The sequence below is a fragment of the Streptomyces sp. NPDC054794 genome (assembly GCF_053611585.1).
Genome location: NZ_JBSHAQ010000031.1, coordinates 25864 through 45299, shown reverse-complemented (window position 1 = coordinate 45299; position 19436 = coordinate 25864). Strand labels below are relative to the sequence as shown.

Genomic DNA, 19436 nt, shown 5'->3' with positions numbered 1-19436 from the left:
ATGACCACCCCACAGACGCCCGTCGCCATCGTGGGCATGGCGGCGCTGCTGCCCGGTGCCGCGGGCCTCGACGCCTACTGGCGCAACCTGCGGGACGGCGTGGACGCGATCAAAGAGGTCCCCGCGGGCCGCTGGGACGCCGACTACTACCGCCCCGGTTCGGCCACCGGGCCCGCCGTCGCCGACCAGGTCTACTGCCGGCGGGGCGGATTCGTGGACGACCTCGTCGAGGTGGAGGTCACCCGGTACGGCATCATGCCGACCTCGGTGCCCGGCACCGAGCCCGACCAGCTCATCGCGCTGAACGTGGCCGCCGCCGCCCTCGCCGACGCGGGCGCCGGGGAGCGGCTGCCCGACCGGCACCACGTCGGCGTCGTCCTGGGCCGGGGCGGTTACCTCACCCCCGGCCTGGTCCGGCTCGACCAGCGGGTGCGTACGGCGGGCCAGCTCGTGCGCACCCTGGGCGAGCTGCTGCCCGACCTGGACCCCGGTCAACTCGCCCGAGTCCGGGAGGCGTTCACCGAACGTCTGGGCCCGGCGAGCCCCGAGTCCGCCATCGGCCTGGTCCCCAACCTCGCGGCCTCCCGGATCGCCAACCGGCTCGACCTGCGCGGCCCCGCGTACACCGTGGACGCCGCCTGCGCCTCCTCGCTCGTCGCCGTCGACCAGGCGGTGCGGGAACTCGTCTCGGGGCGCTGCGATCTGATGCTGGCCGGGGGAGTGCACCACTGCCACGACATCACCCTGTGGAGCGTCTTCTCCCAACTGCGCGCGCTCTCCCCGAGCGAGCGCATCCGCCCCTTCCACCGCGACGCCGACGGCATCCTCATCGGCGAGGGCACGGGCATCGTCGTACTGAAACGCCTCGCGGACGCCGAACGCGACGGCGACCGCGTCTACGCCGTGATCCGGGGCACCGGCGTGGCCAGCGACGGCCGTACGGCCGGTCTCGTCACCCCCGACCCGGGCGGCCAGACACATGCCGTCCGTCAGGCCTGGGAAGCCGCCGGACTCGACCCCGCCGCCGCGGGCTCCGTCGGCCTCCTGGAGGCGCACGGCACCGCGACCCCGGCCGGCGACGCGGCCGAACTCGCCACGCTCGCCGAGGTGTTCGGGCCCGGCGACGCCCACGGCGGGGAGCGGGCCGTGATCGGCTCGGTGAAGTCGATGATCGGCCACACCATGCCGGCCGCCGGGGTGGCGGGCCTGATCAAGGCCGCCCTCGCGGTCCACCACCGCACCCTCCTGCCCACACTCCACTGCGACGATCCGCATCCGGCCCTCGCGGACACCCGGTTCCGGGTGCTGGAGAAAGCCGTTGCCTGGGAGACCGGCGCGGAGCGGCCGGTGCGGAGGGCGGCGGTGAACGCCTTCGGGTTCGGCGGGATCAACGCGCACGTGGTGCTGGAGGAGGCACCCGGTGCGGGCGGACCCTCCGCCGTGGACCGGGTGCCCCGTCCCACCGCGGTGGTCGTCGAGCCCGAGCGTGTCCTGCTGCTCGCCGCCGACAGCCCGGGCCGGCTCGCCGCCCTGCTGGACGCGGACGACACCGCCGTCCTGGCCTGCGGTCTGGACACCGGCCGCACGCACCCGCAGGCCGGCCCGGCCCGGCTGGGCATCGTCGCCCCGACCGCCAAGCGGCTCGCGCTGGCCCGGCGGGCGGTCGCCAGGGGCCGCGCCTGGCAGGGCCGCAACGACGTGTGGTTCCGGCCCGGACCCCTCCTCGGCACGGGAGTCGGGCGGCTCGCCTTCCTCTTCCCGGGCCTGGAGGTCGAGTTCACGCCCCGCGTCGACGACATCGCCGCCCACTTCGGCCTGGCCGGACCCACCGGCGACGGCGCGGAGGTGCGCGTCGGTGACGTCGCCCGGCACGGCTTCGGCGTGGTCGGCGTGGGGCGGCTCCTCGACACCGCGCTGCGCCGCATGGGCACGGTGCCGGACGCGGTGGCCGGGCACAGCGTCGGCGAGTGGACGGCCATGGCGGCGGCCGGGCTGTACGCGGCCGAGCAGGTCGACGCCTTCATGGCGGAGTTCGACCCCGACGCGGTGAGCGTGCCCGGCCTGACCTTCGGCGCGGTCGGGGCCTCCGCCGAGCGCGTCCTCGCCGCCCTGGCCGACGGCTGGGCGGGCACCGGCATCGTGCTGTCCCACGACAACGCGCCCAGCCAGTCCATGGTGTGCGGTCCGGACGGGGCCGTGGACGCCTTCGTCCGGGCCTTCAGGGCCCAGGGCGTGGTGTGCCAGGTGCTGCCCTTCCGGTCCGGGTTCCACACCCCGATGCTGGCGCCGTACCTGACGCCCATCAAGGAGGCCGCCGCCCGGTTCCGGCTGCACCGGCCGACCGTGCCCGTCTGGTCGGGGACGACGGCGGCGCCGTTTCCCGAGGGCGAGGCAGCGGTCCGCGAGCTGTTCGTCCGGCACCTGCTGGAACCCGTCCGCTTCCGGACCCTCGTCGAGTCCCTGTACGCGGCCGGCCACCGCACCTTCGTCCAGACGGGCCCGGGCCGGCTCACCTCCCTCGTCGACGACACCCTCGGCGACCGCGACCACCTGTCCGTCGCCGCGAACTCTCCCCACCGCTCCGGCCTGGCCCAACTCCGGCGCGTGGCGACGGCGTTGTGGACGACGGGCGCCCGGGTGGCACCCGCGCTGCCGCGCACCGGCGACGGTGAGGTGTCGGCCCGGGAAGGCGTTCGCGGCGCGACGGGGCGTCCGCCCGTCCGGCTGGACCTGGGTGGTGCGCTGGTGTCCCTCGACGGCCGCGTCCTCGACGGGCTCCGGGCGGAGCTGCGTGCCGGGGCCCCGGGGGCGGTGAGCGGCGCCCGGATCGGTGCACCCGAGTCCGTCCCGGCCGTCCCCGTCCTTGCCCTCGCCCCCGGGGACGACGCCCTGAGCGCCCTCGCCGGCCGCCATCCGCTCGCCGCCGAACTGAGCGCCCTGCTGCGGGACACGGCGGACACGGCGGCGGCAGTGATCAGCGCCGGGAACCGACGTCACCGGGCCGACAGCGCCGCCCGTGCGGCGACCGCCGCTCCCACGGCAACGGCCACTGCCACGCCATCCGCCGCTCCCACGCCATCCGTCGCCCCCGTGCCGTCCGCCCCCGCTCCGCCCGCGCCCCCGGCACCGCCCGGACACGAGGGCCCCCGTACCGCCCCGGCGGCCCCGGCCGCCCCCGACACCTGGCACACCACCGTCCAGGTCTCCCCGGACACCATGCCCCACCTCCTCGACCACTGCTTCTTCCCCCAGCGCCCCGGCTGGCCGGACGTGGCCGACCGCTGGCCGGTGGTCCCGGCGACCACGATCGTGCGGCACATGACGGACGCGGCCGAACAAGCCGTCCCCGGCATGCGCGCCATCGCCGTGCACGACGCCCGGTTCGACCGGTGGCTGACGGCGACCCCGGCCGTCGACGTCCCGGTCACCGTGCGGCGCACCCCCGAGGACCCGAACCGTGTCGCCGTCTCCTTCGGACCCACGGCCCGCGCCGTCGTCGAGCTCGCCGCGACCCACCCCGCACCGCCCCCACCCCGCCGCCCGGATCCCGCCGGCCGCGAACGCACCCCCGACCACACCGCGGCCCAGCTCTACGCCGAGCGCTGGATGTTCCACGGCCCGGCCTTCCAGGGCGTCACCGAACTCAGCGCCATCGGCGACGCCCACGTCCGTGGTGTGATCACGACACCGGAAGCCCCCGGGGCCCTGCTGGACAACGTGGGCCAGCTGCTCGGCTACTGGATCATGGCGACCCGGACCGAACGCACCGTCGTCTTCCCCGTGGGGATGCGGCGGATGCGCTTCCACGGACCCCACCCGGCCCCGGGCACCGAGGTCGAGTGCCTGGTACGGATCACCTCGCTCACCGACACCGTCCTGGAGGCGGACGTGGAACTGACCGTTGCCGGCCGGGTGTGGGCCGAGCTCACCGGCTGGCAGGACCGCCGCTTCGACAACGACCCCTACACCCGCCCGGTCGAGCGCTTCCCGGAGCGCAACACCCTCTCCGAGGCCCGGCCCGGCGGCTGGTCGCTGCTCCACGAGCGCTGGCCGGACCTCGCCTCCCGCGAGCTGATCATGCGCAACTCGCTCGGCGGGGCCGAGCGCGCGGAGTACGCCGCACACGCGCCGCGCGGCCGCCGGCAGTGGCTGCTCGGCCGGATCGCCGCCAAGGACGCCGTACGCCGCTGGCTGTGGGAGCACGGCGAGGGACCGGTCTACCCGGCCGAACTACGCGTCCACAACGACGACATGGGCCGCCCCTACGTCACCGGCGTCAACGGCAGGACCCTGCCACCGCTGGACGTCTCGCTCGCCCACCGCGCCGAGGCCGCGGTGGCGATCGTACGGCCGCACACCCTTGGCCCCGGCCCCGGTATCGACCTCGAAGAAGTCACCGCACGCGACCCCGCCGCCCTCGCCACCGCCCTCGGCGCCGACGAACTGCGGCTGCTGCGCGAGCGCCGCGCCGCGGCCGGCGGCAGCGACGACGGCGACGGCATCGGCGAGGCCCTGTGGTTCACCCGGTTCTGGGCCGCCAAGGAGGCGGTCGCCAAGGCCGAGGGCACCGGATTCGGCGGCCGCCCACGGGACTTCGAAGTCCTCGACGTCACGCCGGACGGAAGCCGGCTGCTCGTCACCGGACGCCTGGAACGCGCGTACCGCGTGCGCTGCGCACCCGTCCGCAATCCCCCCGCGCTGCCCGACCGGGACTACGTCGTGGCCTGGACGACGGGACCGGTGCCCGAGACGGAACCAGTGGAAGCAGCGGACGAAGCGGAAGACGACGGAGAGGAGCACGGCCGATGAACCCCACGCGCCCGACCACCGAGCATGCCGACGAGGAGGCCGTGCTCGCCGACGTCAGAGCCATGCTCCTGACGCTCCTGGAGGAGTACGGCGAGGACGAGGTCGAGATCGGCATGACCACCACCTTCAACCGTGACCTGGAGCTGGAGAGCATCGACCTGGTGACCCTCGCGGGCCTCCTGGAGCAGCGGTACGGCGACCGGGTCAACTTCGCCGAGTTCCTGGCAGGCATGGAGTTCGAGGAGATCATCGCACTCACCGTCGGCAGGCTCGTCGAGTACGTCGTGCACAGCCTGAAGGCCGCCGAGGCGGGCTGACGCATGGCGATCGTCGACACCGGCGACATCCGGCTGCACGTCCAACGCCTGCGACCCCGTGGCGCCGGCACCCCCGTCGCCACGGTGGTGCTGGTGCACGGGCTGCTCACCGACAGCCTGGCCAGCTACTACTTCACCGTGGCCCCCCGCTTCGCCGCGGCGGGCCTCGACGTGGTCATGTACGACCTGCGCGGCCACGGCCGCAGCGAACGCCCCCCGAGCGGCTACTCCCTCGACCACAACATCGACGACCTGGAGGCTCTCCTCGACCGGCTGGACATCACCGGCCCCGTCCACCTGGTCGGCAACTCCTACGGCGGCACCATCGCCTTCGGCTGGGCCGCCCGCCACCCCGGCCGGACGGCGAGCCTCACCCTGATCGAGTCGGAGCCGGCGACCGCGACCTGGGCGGCGAAACTGGGCGGCATCCTGCGCCGCGTGGTGACCGAGCTGGCGCACAACGAGCCGGACGCGATCGCCTGGATCACCGCACACCGCAGCCACAACACCGCCCGGCTGGCCAAGGGCGCGGCACGGCTCGCCCGCGAGACCACCCTCGGCGGGGACATCCCGGCCAGCCGGGTGCTCACCGAGGACGAGATCAGGGCCGTACGCTGCCCGGTCCTCGGCGTCTACGGCGGCGACTCGGACCTGGTGGAGCTGGTGTCCCTGAAGCAGACGCTGCTCGCCGACTTCCGGTCCGTCGTACTGCCCGGGCACGAGCACTCCGTGCTGGTGGAGGCACCGGGGCCGGTGGGCACGCACATCCTCGGGCTCATCAGCGACGCGAGCGGGATCCGGCCGGTGGGGGCCGAGGCCCGGTGAGCGGGTTCCTGTTCGCCGTACCGCCACTGGTCGGGCACATCAACCCGACGGTGGGCGTGGCCGCCCGGCTCGCCGCGCGCGGGCACCGGGTGGCCTGGGCCTGCCCGGATCCCGGGCTGGTACGGCGGCTCGCCGGAGCGCGGGCGGTCGTGTACCCGTGCGCGGGCATCGCCGGTGTCGAGCGGCCGCCCGGGCTGCGCGGCCCCGAGGCGCTGAAGTTCCTCTGGGAGCGGTACCTGGTGCCGCTCGCCGACGCGATGGCCCCCGGGGTGCGGGCGGCGGTGGAGGAGTACCGGCCGGACGTGGTCGTGGCCGACCAACAGGCCTTCGCGGGCGCCCTGGTGGCCGAGCGCCTCGGCCTGCGCTGGGCCACCTCCGCCACCACCTCGGCCGAGTTCACCGACGTGTACGACGGCATGCCCAAGGTCGCGGCCTGGCTGGGGGCGCGCCTCGACGAGCTGCGGGGCCGGATCGGGGACCCGGCGGGCGGCGCCGACCCGCGGTTCTCGCCCCACCTGGTCCTCGCGTTCAGCACGCCCGAGCTCGTCGGGCCCACGGCCCGCACGGGGGAGCACATCCACTACGTCGGCCCCTCGATCGCCGACCGGCCTGCCGCGGCCGACTTCCCCTGGGCGTGGCTGGATCCCGGCCGCTCGAAGGTCCTGGTGACCCTCGGCACGGCCAACGCGGACGCGGGCGGCCGCTTTCTCGCCGAGTGCGTGACCGTGGTGCGCGAACGCGCCGGCCGGGTGCAGGGGGTGCTCGTCGATCCCGGCGGCACCCTGGCGGAACGCGGCGACGACAAGGACGTACTGATCCTGCCGTCCGTCCCGCAACTGCCGCTCCTGGAACGGGTCGACGCCGTGATCTGCCACGCCGGGCACAACACGGTCTGCGAGGCCCTGTGGCACGGCGTCCCGCTCGTCGTCGCCCCCATCCGGGACGACCAGCCCGTGGTGGCGGCCCAGGTCGTCGACGCGGGAGCGGGCCTGCGGGTCAGGTTCGGCCGCGTCACGTCCGCCCGCCTGGGCGAGGCCCTCGACACCCTCCTGAACGACCCGGCCCATCGCACCGCCGCCGCCCGCATCCGCACGGCGTTCCGCACGGCCGGAGGCGCCACGGCGGCGGCGAGCCACCTTGCGGGACTGGCGGCGGGCGAGGCATAGCCGGGCGCCGCGGAGGCGAGCCGAGGCGGGACGAGCCGAGGAAGCGGCGAGCGGAACGACCGAACGACCGAGAGCCGGTGAGCCAGGGGCCGGTGCCCGAGCGCCGGCGGTGAGCGAAGAGCTGGTGCCCGAGCGTCGCCGGTGAGCGAAGAGCTGGTGCCCGAGCGTCGCCGGTGAGCCAAGGGCCGGTGCCCGAGCGCCGGCCGTGAGCGAAGAGCCGGTGCCCGAGCGTCGCCGGTAAGCGAAGAGCCGCTGCCCCCAGCGTCGCCGATGAACGAATTGCCGATGAGCCGAGAGCCGACGAGTGGAGACCCGATGAGTGACGAGATGCAGCCCACCGTCCCCGCCGACGACGCGGAGCCCGCCGACCCCGCCGACCCCGCCGACCGGGCCGCGCGGATCGCCGCCCTGCGGCCCCGCTACCGGGCGGACCTGGCCGACGGCGTGGAGCGGTTCTTCGAGCCCAGGCGCGCCACCTGCCCCTGGTGCGGGTCGGACCGGCTGGTCGCCCGGCTGCGGACCGGTGACCTGCTCCAGCACAAGCCGGGTGACTTCGGGCTCGACCGGTGCACGCAGTGCGGGCACACCTTTCAGAACCCGAGGCTGAACGAGGCGGGCCTGGAGTTCTACTACCGCGACTTCTACGACGGCCTCGGCGAGCAGCGGATGGGCGGCACCTTCGGCGGCCGGACCAAGATGTACCGGGGCCGCGCCGAGGCGATGCTGCGGTACGACCCGACCCCCAAGAACTGGCTGGACGTCGGCACCGGCCACGGCCACTTCTGCGAGGCCGCCCGCGAGGTACTGCCGGGCACCGCGTTCGACGGCCTCGACTTCACCGACGGCGTGGCACTCGCCGAACGGGAGGGTCGGGTGGAGCACGGCTTCCGCGGCGCCTTCCCCGACCTGGCACCGGACCTCGCCGCCCACTACGACGTGGTGAGCATGTTCCATTACCTGGAGCACAGCACCGACCCGGACCGCGAACTGCGGGCCGCCCACGAGGTCGTACGCCCCGGCGGGCACCTGCTCATCGAGGTCCCGGACCCGGAGAGCCGCTACGCCCGTCTGCTGGGCCGCTGGTGGCTGCCCTGGCTCCAGCCGCAGCACCTGCACTTCGTGCCGGTCGCCAACCTGCGCCGCCGCCTGACCGAGCTGGGCTTCTCGGTGGTCGGGGAACAGCACGCACAGCCGCACGACCCGGTCGACCTGCTCGCCGCCGTCTGGCTCGCCCTCGACCACGCGGCCCCGCGCGAGGACGCCCCGTGGCTGGCCGAGCCCCCCGGCGCGTTCCGGCGCGCCCTGCGCTCCGGCGTCTTCCTGGCGGGCGTGCCCGCCCTGGTCGCGGGCACGCTCGTCGACCGGTTCGCCGTACGACCCCTGTCGCACTGGCTCCGCCTGTCGAACGCCTACCGCCTCGTGGCCCGCCGGGACTGAACCCGCCCTCGGAGAACACGCCCTCGGAGAACTGGCCCTCAGAGCACCTTGGAGCGGATCAACGCGGAGAGCACCAGGGCGCCCGGCAGCAGCGGCAGCCAGTCCGTCAGGACCCGGAAGCCGATGACGGTGGCCGTGGCCACCGCCACCGGGGAGCCGAACGCGGCCAGCGTGAACACCAGCGCCGCGTCCACGGCGAGGCCGCCGGGCGCGGGGACCGCTCCGACGGCGGTCCCCGCGGCCAGGAACGCGACGACCACCTCCGGCCAGGGCACCGGCAGCCCCAGCGCGGCCCCGACCGACGCCACCGTGCACGCCTGCAGCAGCGGCATCGCGGCGGCCCCACCCCACAGGGCGAGCACCCGGCAGGGCCGGGAGTGCAGCAGCCGGGCGTCGGCGAGGGCGGTGCGCAGCAGGCCCGTCACGGGGCGGCGCAGCGGACGTACGACCGCGAGGACCAGGGCGGCGACGGTCAGGGCGATGGCCGCGACCAGCAGGATGCGCGCGTCCGGGATCAGTTCGCCGAGCCGCCGCCCGGCCGGGGAGACCGCGACGAACACCAGCAGCACCAGCGTCTTGGCGACGGGCTTCACCAGCGAGTACAGGGCGAGCGAGGCGGTGGCCCGGTCGAGCGGTACGCCGCGCCCGCGCAGGAAGCGCAGGGTGACGGCGTGGGCGCCGATGCCGGCGGGCAGCGCGTGGTTCGCGGCACGGGCGGCGAACTGCGAGGCCAGCAGCAGGCCCGGCGGGAGCCGCTCCGGCAGGGCACCCTGCCGTACGCACGAGGCGGCGACCCAGCCGAGGCAGGTGAAGCCCAGCCCGGCCAGCAGCCACCAGGGGTCGGCGGTGGCCAGCCGGACCGCGCCCTCGTACATGACGCGCTGGTTGGTCAGCCCCCACACCGCGACGAGCAGGAGCGGGCAGAAGCACAGCGCCAGCCGGACGGAGCGGGCGGCCATGGGGGAGGCCGACCGGGCGGGCGCGTCGGGGCGGAGCGGGGAGGCCGGGGAGGTCGGGGACAGCGGGGACAGTGAGGACACAGGGGACAGCGAGGACACGGGGACTTCGTCCTTCCGCATCGGGCCGCGCGGCAGGAGACCTGGGGGACGCGAGGCGCGGGAAACGCGGGAAACCGCGAGGAGCTTTCCCGTTCCGCATGACACGCGGATGTCCGAAAACCGAAGGACCGTCGGCGGGACGGTGCCGCCGGGCACTTTCGGGCGGGCTGCCCCGTTTCCGTGAGCAGGTAGCCTTCACATGGACGCCGCCCGCCGGGCGGCGTCCGGGAGGCAGTGACCCGACAGGGGAGGACAGGGCGTTGCACGTCCAGGAATGGCTCGACACCGTACCCGCGGCCGCCGTCTACGCGGTCGTGGCCCTGGTCATCGGTCTGGAAAGCCTGGGCATCCCGCTGCCGGGCGAGATCGTCCTGGTCTCGGCGGCGCTGCTGTCCTCACAGCACTCGGGTGTCAACCCGATCGTCCTCGGTGCCTGCGCCACGGCCGGTGCCGTCATCGGCGACTCCATCGGCTACGCCATCGGCCGCAAGGGCGGCCGTCCGCTGCTCGCCTGGCTCGGCAAGAAGTTCCCGAGACACTTCAGCGAGGGCCACATCGCCACCGCCGAGCGATCCTTCGAGAAGTGGGGCATGTGGGCCGTGTTCTTCGGCCGCTTCGTCGCCCTGCTCCGGATCTTCGCCGGTCCGCTCGCGGGCGTCCTGCACATGCCGTACTGGAAGTTCCTGACCGCCAACCTGCTCGGCGGCATCTGCTGGGCGGGCGGCACCACCGCCGTCATCTACTACGTCGGAGTCGTCGCCGAGGACTGGCTCAAGCGCTTCTCGTACCTGGGCCTGGTGGCGGCGGTGCTGATCGGCCTGACGTCGATGCTGGTGCTGAAGCGGAAGGCGAAGAAGGCGACGGCCGAGAAGCAGGCCACCGAACCGGAGCCCGTCGCGGCCACCGACTAGGGCCTGGCCGGCGGGTCGGCCTCCGGTACGACGGTGCCCGACCCGCGGGGTGGGACATCAGGGCTTCTCGTGGATGTCCCGGTGTGCCTTCGACAGCTCGACGTACCAGGTGCCGTTCAGGACGAGGCCCTCCCGCTCCTCGGCGGTCAGTTCCCGGCGCACCTTGGCGGGGACCCCTGCCACCAGTGAACCAGGCGGCACGACCATGCCCTGCGGTACCAGCGCCTGCGCCGCCACCAGGGAACCCGCGCCGATCACCGCCCCGTTGAGCACGGTCGCCCCCATGCCGATCAGGCAGTCGTCCTCGACGGTCGCTCCGTGCACCACGGCGTTGTGGCCGACCGACACCCGCTCGCCGATGGTGACGGGGAATCCCGGGTCGGCGTGCAGCGTCACGTTGTCCTGGATGTTCGCGCCCGCCGCGACGCTGATCCGCTCGCAGTCGCCCCGCGCCACCGCCCCGTACCAGAGGCTCGCCCCGGCCTCGAGCGTCACGTTCCCGATCACCGAGGCCGTCGGCGCCACGAAGGCCGTCTCGTCGATCCGCGGCTCCGTGCCGCCGATGCCCATGATCAGCGCCCTGTGCGTCATCTGCGTCCACCGTCTTTCTGCCGAGGGAATTCCCCCGCACCGTACGCCACCCGGTGGGGCGAAGATCACAGCGGTCCGGTCACCTGGCCGCGGTCGGCGCTGAGTACCGTGAGCGGGTGCCCAAGCCCAAGAACACGTTCTCGTCCTGGCGTCGTCGCCTCGCCCAGCGGGCCGTCCACGCGGGCTGGGCCTGGGTGCAGCGCACGGGATCCGTCACCGCCGAGCGCCCGGGACGACTGCGCTTCGGGGCGATGGGAACAGGTACCAGACTCGCCTTCCCGCTGGGCACGGTCTTCGGCGAACCCTGGATCCATCTGGGCTCCCACTGCATCATCGGCGAGCAGGTCACCCTCACCGCCGGCCTGATGCCCGACCTCGACCTGGGCCCCGAGCCGATCCTGCGCCTCGGCGACGGCGTCGTGCTGGGCCGCGGCAGCCACGTGATCGCCGACACCACGGTGACCATCGGCAGTGACTGCTACTTCGGGCCGTACGTCTACGTCACGTCCACGAACCACTCGTACGACGATCCGCACCAGCCCATCGGCAAGCAGTGGCCGCGGATGGAGCCGGTGGAGATCGGTCCGGGGTGTTGGATCGGCACCGGAGCGGTGATCCTGCCGGGCGCGCGGATCGGCGGGAACGTGGTCGTGGCCGCCGGTGCGGTGGTCCGGGGCACGGTGCCCGACCACGCCGTGGTCGCGGGGGCGCCGGCCCGGGTCGTACGGCGCTGGACGCCCGACGACGGCTGGCAGCCGCCGCTGCGGACGCCGGCCCCGGTGCCGATCCCCGACGGTGTCACCCCGGACCAACTGCGCGCGCTGGCGGACCTCGACGAGGAGGGCGCCGCCCGGCTCGCCCAGCTGGAGACCGAGAGCTAGGCCGCCGCGAGCAGTAGCGTGCCCACCAGCGCGAGGCCCGCGCCCGCCGCCTGGACGCGTTGCAGGCGTTCGCGCAGGATGCCGCGCGCGGCAAGGGCCGTGACCACCGGGTAGAGCGAGGCCAGGACCGCCGCGACGGTGATCGGGCCGTGCTGGGCGGCGATCGCGTAGGTGCCGTTGGCGGCCACGTCGGCGAGGCCGACGAAGGCGAGGGCCGGCAGCGAGCTCAAGGGGAGGCCGCCCTGAGGGAGCGCGGGCGCACCGCGCCGGACCGTGACGAGGAGCGCGGCCCCGCCCGTGACCGCGCTGGTCACCCGCTGCACGAACAGCGAGAGGAACAGGCCCGGGACGGTGGTCGACGCCTCGGTGATCAGGGCGAACACGGTGCCGAAGCCGAGCGCCGCGACCAGCGTGAGCAGGATCGTCCGGCGCTGCACGGGCGCGCCGCGCAGTTGCGGGCCACCCGCCAGGACGACGCCCGTCACCGACACCGCGATCCCCGCGACCTGCGCCAGCCCCGGACGCTCGCCGAGGAACAGGCCGACGCCGACCGGGACGGCCACGCTCAGCGTGGCGAGCGGGGAGACGACGCCCATCGGGCCGAGTGCCAGCGCCTTGTAGAAGGAGAGCACGGCGACCGGCCCCACCAGGCCCGCCGCGCACGCGAACCACAGCCGTGGACCGGCCTCGCTCCAGCCGCCGGTCGCCACCACGATCGCCCCGAGCAGCGGCACCGCGATCGTCTGGGAGACGACCACCACCGTCAGGGCCGGGGCGCGCCGGGTCAGCAGCCCGCCGCCGAAGTCGGCCAGACCCCACAGCAAGCTGGTGGCCAGGGCGAAGAGTGCTGTCATCGCCGCCTCGCAGTACAGTTCGGTGAACGATCGGGTGCACCACAGCGTAGTTCATCTGGTTGAACTCTGTAATCCAGAATATTGGACGGAAAGTGTCGGACCTCGACCTGCTGACCCAGTCACTGGCGCGCAACGTCAAACGCTGGCGCAACGAGCGCGGCTTCACCCTGGACGCGCTGGCCGCGCGCGCGGGAGTCAGCCGCGGCATGCTCATCCAGATCGAGCAGGCCAGGACCAACCCGAGCATCGGCACGGTCGTCAAGATCGGCGACGCCCTCGGCATCAGCATCACCACCCTGCTCGACTACGAGCGGGGCCCGCAGGTCCGTATCGTCCCGGCCGAGCAGGCCGTACGCCTCTGGCACACGGACGCGGGCAGCTACAACCGCCTCCTCGCGGGCACCGAGGCCCCCGGCCCGCTGGAGATGTGGGACTGGCGCCTGATGCCCGGCGACCGCAGCCCCTCCGACCCGCACCCCACCGGCACGGTCGAACTCGTCCATGTCACGGCGGGGGAGCTGACCCTCACCGTGGACGGGGTGGAGCACCGCGTCCCGGCCGGCGCGAGCGCCTCCTTCGAGGCCGACTCACCCCATGTGTACGGCAACGACGGCGACGAGCCGATGGAGATGGTGATGGCGGTCTCGGTGCCGCCGGTGCGCTGAGACGCACGGCCGTCCGGCGCGGCACGGCTGTTAGCGTGCGGTCATGCGCGCACCCATCGGACAGTTCGACACCGTCACCCCCGCTCCCGAGTGCCTGGACGAACTGATCCGCCCGGTCGCCGACGCCGTACGCCGCTGGCACGGCAGCGTCCCCGCCGAGCGGATCGTCCACGTCGACACCGAACCGGAGTGGGCCGACACCGCCACCTTCGTCGAGCACTACGGGCGTGAGCTGCTGGAGCAGTCGGCCAACTGCGTGGTGGTGGCGGCCAAGCGGGCCGGTGAGACCCGGCTCGCCGCCTGCCTCGTGCTCTCCACCACCCGGGTGGACGTCAACGGCGTGGTGCGCCGCCGACTCGGCGCCCGCAAGGCCTCGTTCGCCGCCGTGGACCTGGCGACGGGCGAGACCGGGATGGAGTACGGCGGCATCACCCCGATCGGACTGCCCGAGGACTGGCCCGTGTTGGTCGACGCGGCCGTCGTCGACCTGCCCTACGTCCTGGTCGGCAGCGGCCGCCGGCGCGGCAAACTCCTGGTGCCGGGCAAGGCGTTCGCCGAACTCCCGGGAGCGGTGGTGCTGGAGGGCCTCGGCGTCGCCTGAAGCGCGGACATCCCCGCTCATAAGGCGGCGGCCGACCCCAGGTACTGCTCGGCGAAGGCCAGGGCGGCGGCCGGTTGGGTGAACAGGCGGCGCAGCCGGGCCGGCGTGGTGCCCGCCAGGTACGGATCGCCGCTGGAGGCTCCGTGGTAGATGTCCGAGAGCCACTGTGAGAACTCCTGGTAGTCCCCCACCCGCCGCAGACTTGTCTCCGAGTAGCCGGCCAGGCCCGTGGAGTCCCCTCGCGTGAGTGGGCGACGAGCGCGTCACCCAGCAACGGCTGGGGGTAGAAGTAGTGGTGATGGCCCGTCAGCCGGGTGTACGGGAAGCGGCACCGCTCGCCGCCGAAGCGGAACTCGCACACTCGGTGTGCGCCTGCGCGTGCTCCAGCAGGTTCGCCGTGAGGCCCCGCCGGTCCAGTTCCCGCACCGCCCACTCCTCGATGACCCCGGCCCGCGGCCGTGTCTCGACGAACTGTCTGCTCCCGGTCTCCAGGACCACGCAGTCGACGGAGGCGGCCCGCAGGAGGGCGCCGACGGTGAGCCCGGCGGGCCCGGCGCCCACGGTGACGACCGGACGGCGTTCGGCGGGGTCGGAAGGGTCGAAGGGGACGGACGGTGAGTGGGGGGACGTCACCCCCGCATTATGACGGTGTCCCGTCGGCCGAGGTTCGGCCGACGGGACACCGAGCGGAGAGGGTCAGTGCGCCGGAGCGTCGGTCACCACGACCTCGTCGATGCTGTGCTCGATCTCCTCGGGCCGCGCCGCGGTGGCCTTGGCCCAGTAGTAGATCGCGAGGGAGAAGGCCGAGACCACCAGGATGTCCCACCACAGCGGGATGTTGCCCTGGCCGCCGAAGGTGCTCTGCCAGGAGATCAGGCCCAGGCCCAGCAGGTAGCCGGGCAGCCACTGCGCCGACCTGAAGTTCATCCGGGGAGCGCCCGGCAGGTCCTTGCTGTTGGCGTACCAGGCGTAGCCGCCGAGCAGGACGTAGCCGAGGACGATGGCGAAGCCGAGCCGCCACAGGGTGTCCCAGCCGGCCCAGTAGATGATCAGGTTGGCCACCACGAACGACAGCGGGGAGATGATCTTGCCGCCGGGCAGTCGGTACGGGCGGTCGTGGTGCGGCAGACGGTCGGCGAAGACGCCGTACGCCAGCGGCGCGCCGGCGTACATCAGCACGCTCGCCGAGGTGATGAAGCCGACCAGCTCCTGCCAGCTCGGGAACGGCAGGAAGCAGACCACGCCGGTCACGAAGGACATGATGAGGCCGAACCACGGCACGCCGCGCGCGTCGGTCTTGGCGAACACCTTCGGCGCGTAGCCGTTCTTGGCGAGGCCGTAGGAGACGCGGGAGGTGGCGGTGGTGTAGATCAGGCCGGTGCCGCCGGGGGAGATGATCGCGTCGACGTACAGGACGAAGCCCAGCCAGCCCAGGCCCACCACGGTCGCCAGGCCCGCCCAGGGGCCGCTGATGCCCGGGAAGTCGAGCTTGGCCCAGCCGTGCGCGAAGGAGGAGTGCGGGAGCGCGCCGATGAAGACGACCTGCAGCAGGATGTAGATCACGGCGCCGATCGCCACCGAGCCGAGGGTGGCCCGCGGCAGGTCGCGCTTGGGGTTGCGGCTCTCGCCCGCCAGCTGGATGGCCTGCTCGAAGCCCAGCAGCGCGAAGATGATGCCGCTGGAGCTGATGGCGCCGAGCACACCCTTGGCGCCGAACGGCGCGAAGCCCTCCGACGTGAAGTTCGCCGGGTGGAAGTTGCCGATGGCGATGATGAAGATGGCCGCGAGCGGGACGGCGATCTTCCACCAGGTCGCGGCGCTGTTGGTGTGCGCCAGGGCCCGGACGCCGAAGAAGTTGACCCCCACGAAGACGGCCATGAGCAGGACGGCGGTGGTGAAGCCGCTGGTGGTCAGCGTGCCGTCGGTGTGCTGGAGGCCCTGGGCCCAGTGCCAGTGACCGGCGTAACCGATCATGGCCTCGACCTCGATCGGCGCCACGGTCGCCGCCTGCAGCCAGGCGAACCAGCCGAAGGACAGGCCGGCCAGGCCGCCGAACGCGTAGTGCGGGTAGCGGGCCGTGCCGCCCGCCACCGGGAACATGCCGCCGAGCTCGGCATGCACCAGGGCCAGCAGCACGATCGCGATCGTGCCGATCACCCACGAGATGATCGCCGCGGGGCCCGCCACCACGACGGCCTTCTCGGCTCCGTAGAGCCAGCCGGAACCGATGATGGAACCGACCGAGGCCCACATCAGGCCGATCAGCCCGACGTCGCGCCGCAGGCCGCCGGACGGAGCGCTCGTGGCGTCCCGCACGGCAGGGTCGAGTTTCGCCATGTCAAGTGGCCTCTCAGAATCTGAACACAGGTCTAACGGGGAAGAGGCCACAGGCTAAGTAGGCATTCGCTGCTTACAAAAGACCATCCCGCAAGATTTGACCCGGGCCATGGGGTGCCGTTTACCCGGCCTTTGCACAGGTCAGCGACTGGTAACGAATGCCTGTATTCACTTGCGGAGTATGAGAAGAGCACAAGACAGCTAGGTCAGAGCGGGAATTTCGATGGCCGGGCACCGGTCCATCACCATCTCCAGACCCGCGTCCCGGGTGCGTTCGTAGGCCGCCGGATCGAGCACTCCGAGCTGGAACCAGACGGCCTTCGCGCCCCGTGCGACCGCCTCGTCCGCGACCTGTCCGGCGAGGTCGCTGTTGACGAACACGTCGACCACGTCGACCTCGAAGGGGATGTCCGCGAGGGAGGCGTAGCCGCGCTCGCCGTGCACCGTCTCCGCCCTGGGGTGCACGGGCACGACGCGCTTGCCGAACCGCTGGAGGGCCTCGGCCACGCGGTACGCCGCGCGCCCCCGATTGGAGGACAGGCCCACCACGGCCCACGTGTCACCGAGCTCGGTCAGGATCCTGCGGATCGTCGCTTCGTCGCCGTACACGGCCGGCCTCCTCGGGCTTCGGGGGAAGTGTTCCTCGGGGGAACAGCGGGTGCCGGAACGTGATTCCCACCGCCCTCCCCTACCCGATCTCCCGCCACGCTGTCCGGTTTCGGCGGCAACTGCCTGCGTACGGGCCTCCGCCCGCCTACGCTCGGCCCGTGCTGCGCATCATCGACGCCCGAACCGGTGAGCCCGTCGAGGCCGCCCCCGCCCGCCGGGGACTGACCCGGGTGCAGGCCCACGCCTCGGGCTTCGGTCCGACCGCGCTGCGGGTGCTCCTGACCGCCGACGTCCTCGTCCGCGCCCTGGAACTCGGCGGCACGCCCGTCTGGGCGATGCTCAGCGGTCACCACGAGCAGGCCGAGCTCCGCGCGGCCGCCACCACCCTCGGCATCCGCCCTTTCGAGGACGCCCACGACCTCGCCTCGGGCCTGGGCGAGGCGCAGGTCATCCATGTGGCGGGGGAGGGCGAGCCGCTGCCGCCGGGCGGTGTGGTCGTCGGCGTGGCGCCCGTCAGCGGGCCGACGGCGCGGGACACGGCCCCCGGCGCCCCGCCGTCATCGCGGGGCACGGTCTTCGACCGGGGCCTGCCGGCCGACCTCCCGGATCCCTCCGTCCTCCGGCTGGCCCTGCTGGCGAGCCCGCGCGGCGCCCCCGTACGGCTCGACGCGGACGCGCTGGACGAGGCCGGACGCACGCTCGCCCGCTGGCGGCGCGCCGTGGCCCTCTGGGCGCGGCAGCCGTCGCGGCCGGTTCCCGACGATGTGCGGGGGCGGCTGCGGGCCGCCTGGGAGGATGATCTGAATGTGCCCGAGGTACTGAGGGTGCTGAACTCGGTGGAGACCGCGTCGGCCCTGCCGGACGGCGCCCGCTTCGAGACGTATGCCTATACCGACCGTTTGCTCGGCCTTGACGTGGCCCGTGACCTGGGGAGATTCGCGTGATTGCCGTCGACTGCGCGCCCGGCTCCGGCCGGGCTCCCGATCCGCAGGGCCGCCGCGTGCCGGCGGCCGACCGGCCCCTCGGCGCCGACCCGGCGCCTGCCCCGGGGAGCCTCGCGTGATCGTCGCCGCTCCGCTCCGCGCCCTCGGCCGCGACCGACGGAGTCCCGCGTGACGGCCCGCGCGGGCGTGGGGCCGATGCGGCGGCTGGTGGTGTTGCGGCACGCCAAGTCCGCCTGGCCCGAGGGAGCCGCCGACCACGAGCGGCCGCTCGCCCCGCGCGGCCTGCGGGACGCGCCCGCCGCCGGACGTGCCCTCGCCGAGGCCGACTGCCTGCCCGACCTCGCCCTGTGCTCCACCGCCGTACGCGCCCGCCAGACCTGGGAGCTGGCCTCGCAGCAGTGGGGCACCCCGCCGCCGGTGCGCTACGACCGGCGGCTGTACGCGGCCGACGCGGAGGAACTGCTGGCCGTGCTGCGCGAGGTGCCGCCGGAGGTGGAGACCCTGCTCCTGGTCGGGCACAACCCCGGCCTGGAGGAGCTGGTCCTCGACCTCTCCGGAGACGGCCTCGACGACACGCTGGACCAGGTGCGGAGGAAGTTCCCGACCTCCGCCGTCGCGGTCCTCGCCTGGCACGGCACCGGCTGGTCGGCCCTCGGCCCCGGCACCGCCCTGCTGACGGCGGTCTCCGTGCCCCGGGGGAAGAAGGGGGAGTAGCGGAGCTCCCCTGCGGGCGGCCACGGGGCGGTGCGCGCGTCCGCATAGGCTGTCCGGATGCAGGACGAGTACCGCACAGTCGCCCGCGCGGGCGTGCACGAGACCGAGGTCAACCGCTCACGCTTCCTGTGCGCCCTCGCCCCGGCGGCCACCGAGCAGGAGGCCCAGGACTTCCTCGCCGCGATCCGCAAGGAGCACACGGACGCCACCCACAACTGCTGGGCGTACGTCATCGGCGCCGACGCCTCCACCCAGAAGGCCAGTGACGACGGCGAACCCGGCGGCACCGCGGGCGTCCCGATGCTCCAGATGCTGCTCCGCCGCGACATGCGCTACGTCGTCGCCGTCGTCACCCGCTACTACGGCGGGGTCAAGCTCGGCGCGGGCGGCCTCATCCGCGCCTACGGCGGAGCGGTCGGCGAAGCCCTGGACACGCTCGGCACGATCACCCGGCGCCGCTTCCGGCTGGCCACGGTGACCGTCGACCACCAGCGTGCGGGCAAGGTGCAGAACGACCTGCGCGCGACGGGCCGCGAGGTACGGGACGTGCGGTACGGCGAGGCGGTCACGATCGAGATCGGCCTGCCGGACGCCGACGTGGACGCCTTCCGCGCCTGGCTGGCCGACGCCACCGCCGGTACCGCCGAACTCGAACTGGGCGGGGAGGCCTACGGCGACGCGTGACGCGCGGGCGGCCCGGTCACCCGCCCCGCTGCC

At 73.8% G+C, this 19436-nt stretch carries 18 protein-coding genes and 1 pseudogene; 13 read left to right on the top strand and 6 right to left on the bottom strand.

Annotation, left to right across the window (positions count from 1 at the left end):
• The 5 genes from ACWGKT_RS29255 to ACWGKT_RS29235 all read left to right on the top strand — a co-directional run bounded on the left by ACWGKT_RS29255 (position 1) and on the right by ACWGKT_RS29235 (position 8554).
• Positions 1–4809, top strand: coding sequence for a beta-ketoacyl synthase N-terminal-like domain-containing protein (locus ACWGKT_RS29255; RefSeq protein WP_453276048.1), 4809 nt, complete (start codon positions 1–3; stop codon positions 4807–4809).
• On the top strand, positions 4806–5126 hold the full coding sequence (locus tag ACWGKT_RS29250) for an acyl carrier protein (RefSeq protein WP_453276047.1): 321 nt from the start codon (positions 4806–4808) through the stop codon (positions 5124–5126). Before ACWGKT_RS29255 ends, ACWGKT_RS29250 begins: the two co-directional genes overlap by 4 nt.
• Positions 5127–5129: 3 nt before the next feature.
• Positions 5130–5951: an alpha/beta fold hydrolase gene (locus tag ACWGKT_RS29245; RefSeq protein ID WP_453276046.1), complete on the top strand. Its 822-nt coding sequence runs from the start codon at positions 5130–5132 to the stop codon at positions 5949–5951.
• A complete protein-coding gene (locus tag ACWGKT_RS29240) occupies positions 5948–7117 on the top strand; it encodes a glycosyltransferase (RefSeq protein WP_453276045.1) in 1170 nt (389 codons plus the stop codon). The genes ACWGKT_RS29245 and ACWGKT_RS29240 overlap by 4 nt, the downstream gene beginning before the upstream one ends.
• A 399-nt stretch (positions 7118–7516) precedes the next feature.
• A complete protein-coding gene (locus ACWGKT_RS29235; RefSeq protein WP_356151831.1) occupies positions 7517–8554 on the top strand; it encodes a class I SAM-dependent methyltransferase in 1038 nt (345 codons plus the stop codon).
• 38 nt (positions 8555–8592) lie between these two features.
• On the opposite strand, the gene ACWGKT_RS29230 is transcribed toward ACWGKT_RS29235, so the two are convergent.
• Positions 8593–9633 carry a lysylphosphatidylglycerol synthase transmembrane domain-containing protein gene (locus ACWGKT_RS29230; RefSeq protein ID WP_453276044.1) on the bottom strand — a complete coding sequence of 347 codons (1041 nt, stop codon included), beginning with the start codon at positions 9631–9633 and terminating at the stop codon, positions 8593–8595.
• Between the two features lie 239 nt (positions 9634–9872).
• On the opposite strand from ACWGKT_RS29230, the gene ACWGKT_RS29225 reads away from it, so the two are divergent.
• On the top strand, positions 9873–10523 hold the full coding sequence (locus tag ACWGKT_RS29225; RefSeq protein ID WP_453276043.1) for a DedA family protein: 651 nt from the start codon (positions 9873–9875) through the stop codon (positions 10521–10523).
• A gap of 57 nt (positions 10524–10580) precedes the next feature.
• Here ACWGKT_RS29225 and ACWGKT_RS29220 read toward each other — a convergent pair whose 3' ends face one another.
• Positions 10581–11114 (bottom strand): gamma carbonic anhydrase family protein, encoded by a 534-nt coding sequence (locus ACWGKT_RS29220; protein ID WP_453276042.1) that lies wholly within the window; start codon positions 11112–11114, stop codon positions 10581–10583.
• 116 nt (positions 11115–11230) lie between these two features.
• On the opposite strand from ACWGKT_RS29220, the gene ACWGKT_RS29215 reads away from it, so the two are divergent.
• The gene (locus ACWGKT_RS29215) at positions 11231–11995 is read left to right on the top strand and encodes an acyltransferase (RefSeq protein WP_453276041.1); all 765 of its coding nucleotides are present in this window, start codon (positions 11231–11233) and stop codon (positions 11993–11995) included.
• Here the strand turns inward: ACWGKT_RS29215 and ACWGKT_RS29210 are convergent.
• A complete protein-coding gene (locus tag ACWGKT_RS29210) occupies positions 11992–12849 on the bottom strand; it encodes an EamA family transporter (RefSeq protein ID WP_453276040.1) in 858 nt (285 codons plus the stop codon). The genes ACWGKT_RS29215 and ACWGKT_RS29210 overlap by 4 nt on opposite strands.
• Before the next feature lie 92 nt (positions 12850–12941).
• Here ACWGKT_RS29210 and ACWGKT_RS29205 point away from each other — a divergent pair, with 92 nt between their 5' ends.
• Both ACWGKT_RS29205 and ACWGKT_RS29200 read left to right on the top strand, forming a co-directional pair.
• Positions 12942–13514 carry a helix-turn-helix domain-containing protein gene (locus ACWGKT_RS29205; RefSeq protein ID WP_235453942.1) on the top strand — a complete coding sequence of 191 codons (573 nt, stop codon included), beginning with the start codon at positions 12942–12944 and terminating at the stop codon, positions 13512–13514.
• 43 nt (positions 13515–13557) lie between these two features.
• On the top strand, positions 13558–14115 hold the full coding sequence (locus ACWGKT_RS29200) for a YbaK/EbsC family protein (RefSeq protein WP_453276039.1): 558 nt from the start codon (positions 13558–13560) through the stop codon (positions 14113–14115).
• A gap of 17 nt (positions 14116–14132) precedes the next feature.
• On the opposite strand, the pseudogene ACWGKT_RS29195 reads toward ACWGKT_RS29200, so the two are convergent.
• The 3 genes and pseudogenes from ACWGKT_RS29195 to ACWGKT_RS29185 all read right to left on the bottom strand — a co-directional run bounded on the left by ACWGKT_RS29195 (position 14133) and on the right by ACWGKT_RS29185 (position 17061).
• Positions 14133–14676 (bottom strand): annotated as a pseudogene (locus ACWGKT_RS29195) (FAD-dependent monooxygenase).
• Positions 14677–14811: 135 nt separating this feature from the next.
• Entirely contained in the window at positions 14812–16452 is a 1641-nt protein-coding gene (locus tag ACWGKT_RS29190; protein ID WP_453276038.1) for an APC family permease, read from the bottom strand.
• A gap of 201 nt (positions 16453–16653) precedes the next feature.
• Positions 16654–17061, bottom strand: a complete 408-nt coding sequence (locus ACWGKT_RS29185) for a CoA-binding protein (protein ID WP_453276037.1) — start codon at positions 17059–17061, stop codon at positions 16654–16656.
• A 158-nt stretch (positions 17062–17219) separates the two neighbouring features.
• Here ACWGKT_RS29185 and ACWGKT_RS29180 point away from each other — a divergent pair, with 158 nt between their 5' ends.
• The 4 genes from ACWGKT_RS29180 to ACWGKT_RS29165 are packed head-to-tail and all read left to right on the top strand — an operon-like array spanning position 17220 to position 19403.
• Entirely contained in the window at positions 17220–18005 is a 786-nt protein-coding gene (locus tag ACWGKT_RS29180) for a hypothetical protein (protein ID WP_453276036.1), read from the top strand.
• Positions 18002–18124, top strand: coding sequence for a hypothetical protein (locus ACWGKT_RS29175; protein WP_356151790.1), 123 nt, complete (start codon positions 18002–18004; stop codon positions 18122–18124). Before ACWGKT_RS29180 ends, ACWGKT_RS29175 begins: the two co-directional genes overlap by 4 nt.
• A 49-nt stretch (positions 18125–18173) precedes the next feature.
• Positions 18174–18719, top strand: coding sequence for a SixA phosphatase family protein (locus ACWGKT_RS29170; protein WP_453276035.1), 546 nt, complete (start codon positions 18174–18176; stop codon positions 18717–18719).
• A gap of 57 nt (positions 18720–18776) precedes the next feature.
• The gene (locus ACWGKT_RS29165; RefSeq protein WP_356151786.1) at positions 18777–19403 is read left to right on the top strand and encodes a YigZ family protein; all 627 of its coding nucleotides are present in this window, start codon (positions 18777–18779) and stop codon (positions 19401–19403) included.
• Positions 19404–19436: the final 33 nt, after the last annotated feature.

Excerpts from the sequence above, each read along its gene's own strand:
- ACWGKT_RS29255 (WP_453276048.1), top strand. The coding sequence starts at position 1 with ATGACCACCCCACAGACGCCCGTCGCCATCGTGGGCATGGCGGCGCTG.
- ACWGKT_RS29250 (WP_453276047.1), top strand. The coding sequence starts at position 4,806 with ATGAACCCCACGCGCCCGACCACCGAGCATGCCGACGAGGAGGCCGTG.
- ACWGKT_RS29245 (WP_453276046.1), top strand. The coding sequence starts at position 5,130 with ATGGCGATCGTCGACACCGGCGACATCCGGCTGCACGTCCAACGCCTG.
- ACWGKT_RS29230 (WP_453276044.1), bottom strand. The coding sequence starts at position 9,633 with ATGCGGAAGGACGAAGTCCCCGTGTCCTCGCTGTCCCCTGTGTCCTCA.
- ACWGKT_RS29220 (WP_453276042.1), bottom strand. The coding sequence starts at position 11,114 with ATGACGCACAGGGCGCTGATCATGGGCATCGGCGGCACGGAGCCGCGG.
- ACWGKT_RS29210 (WP_453276040.1), bottom strand. The coding sequence starts at position 12,849 with ATGACAGCACTCTTCGCCCTGGCCACCAGCTTGCTGTGGGGTCTGGCC.
- ACWGKT_RS29200 (WP_453276039.1), top strand. The coding sequence starts at position 13,558 with ATGCGCGCACCCATCGGACAGTTCGACACCGTCACCCCCGCTCCCGAG.
- ACWGKT_RS29190 (WP_453276038.1), bottom strand. The coding sequence starts at position 16,452 with ATGGCGAAACTCGACCCTGCCGTGCGGGACGCCACGAGCGCTCCGTCC.
- ACWGKT_RS29165 (WP_356151786.1), top strand. The coding sequence starts at position 18,777 with ATGCAGGACGAGTACCGCACAGTCGCCCGCGCGGGCGTGCACGAGACC.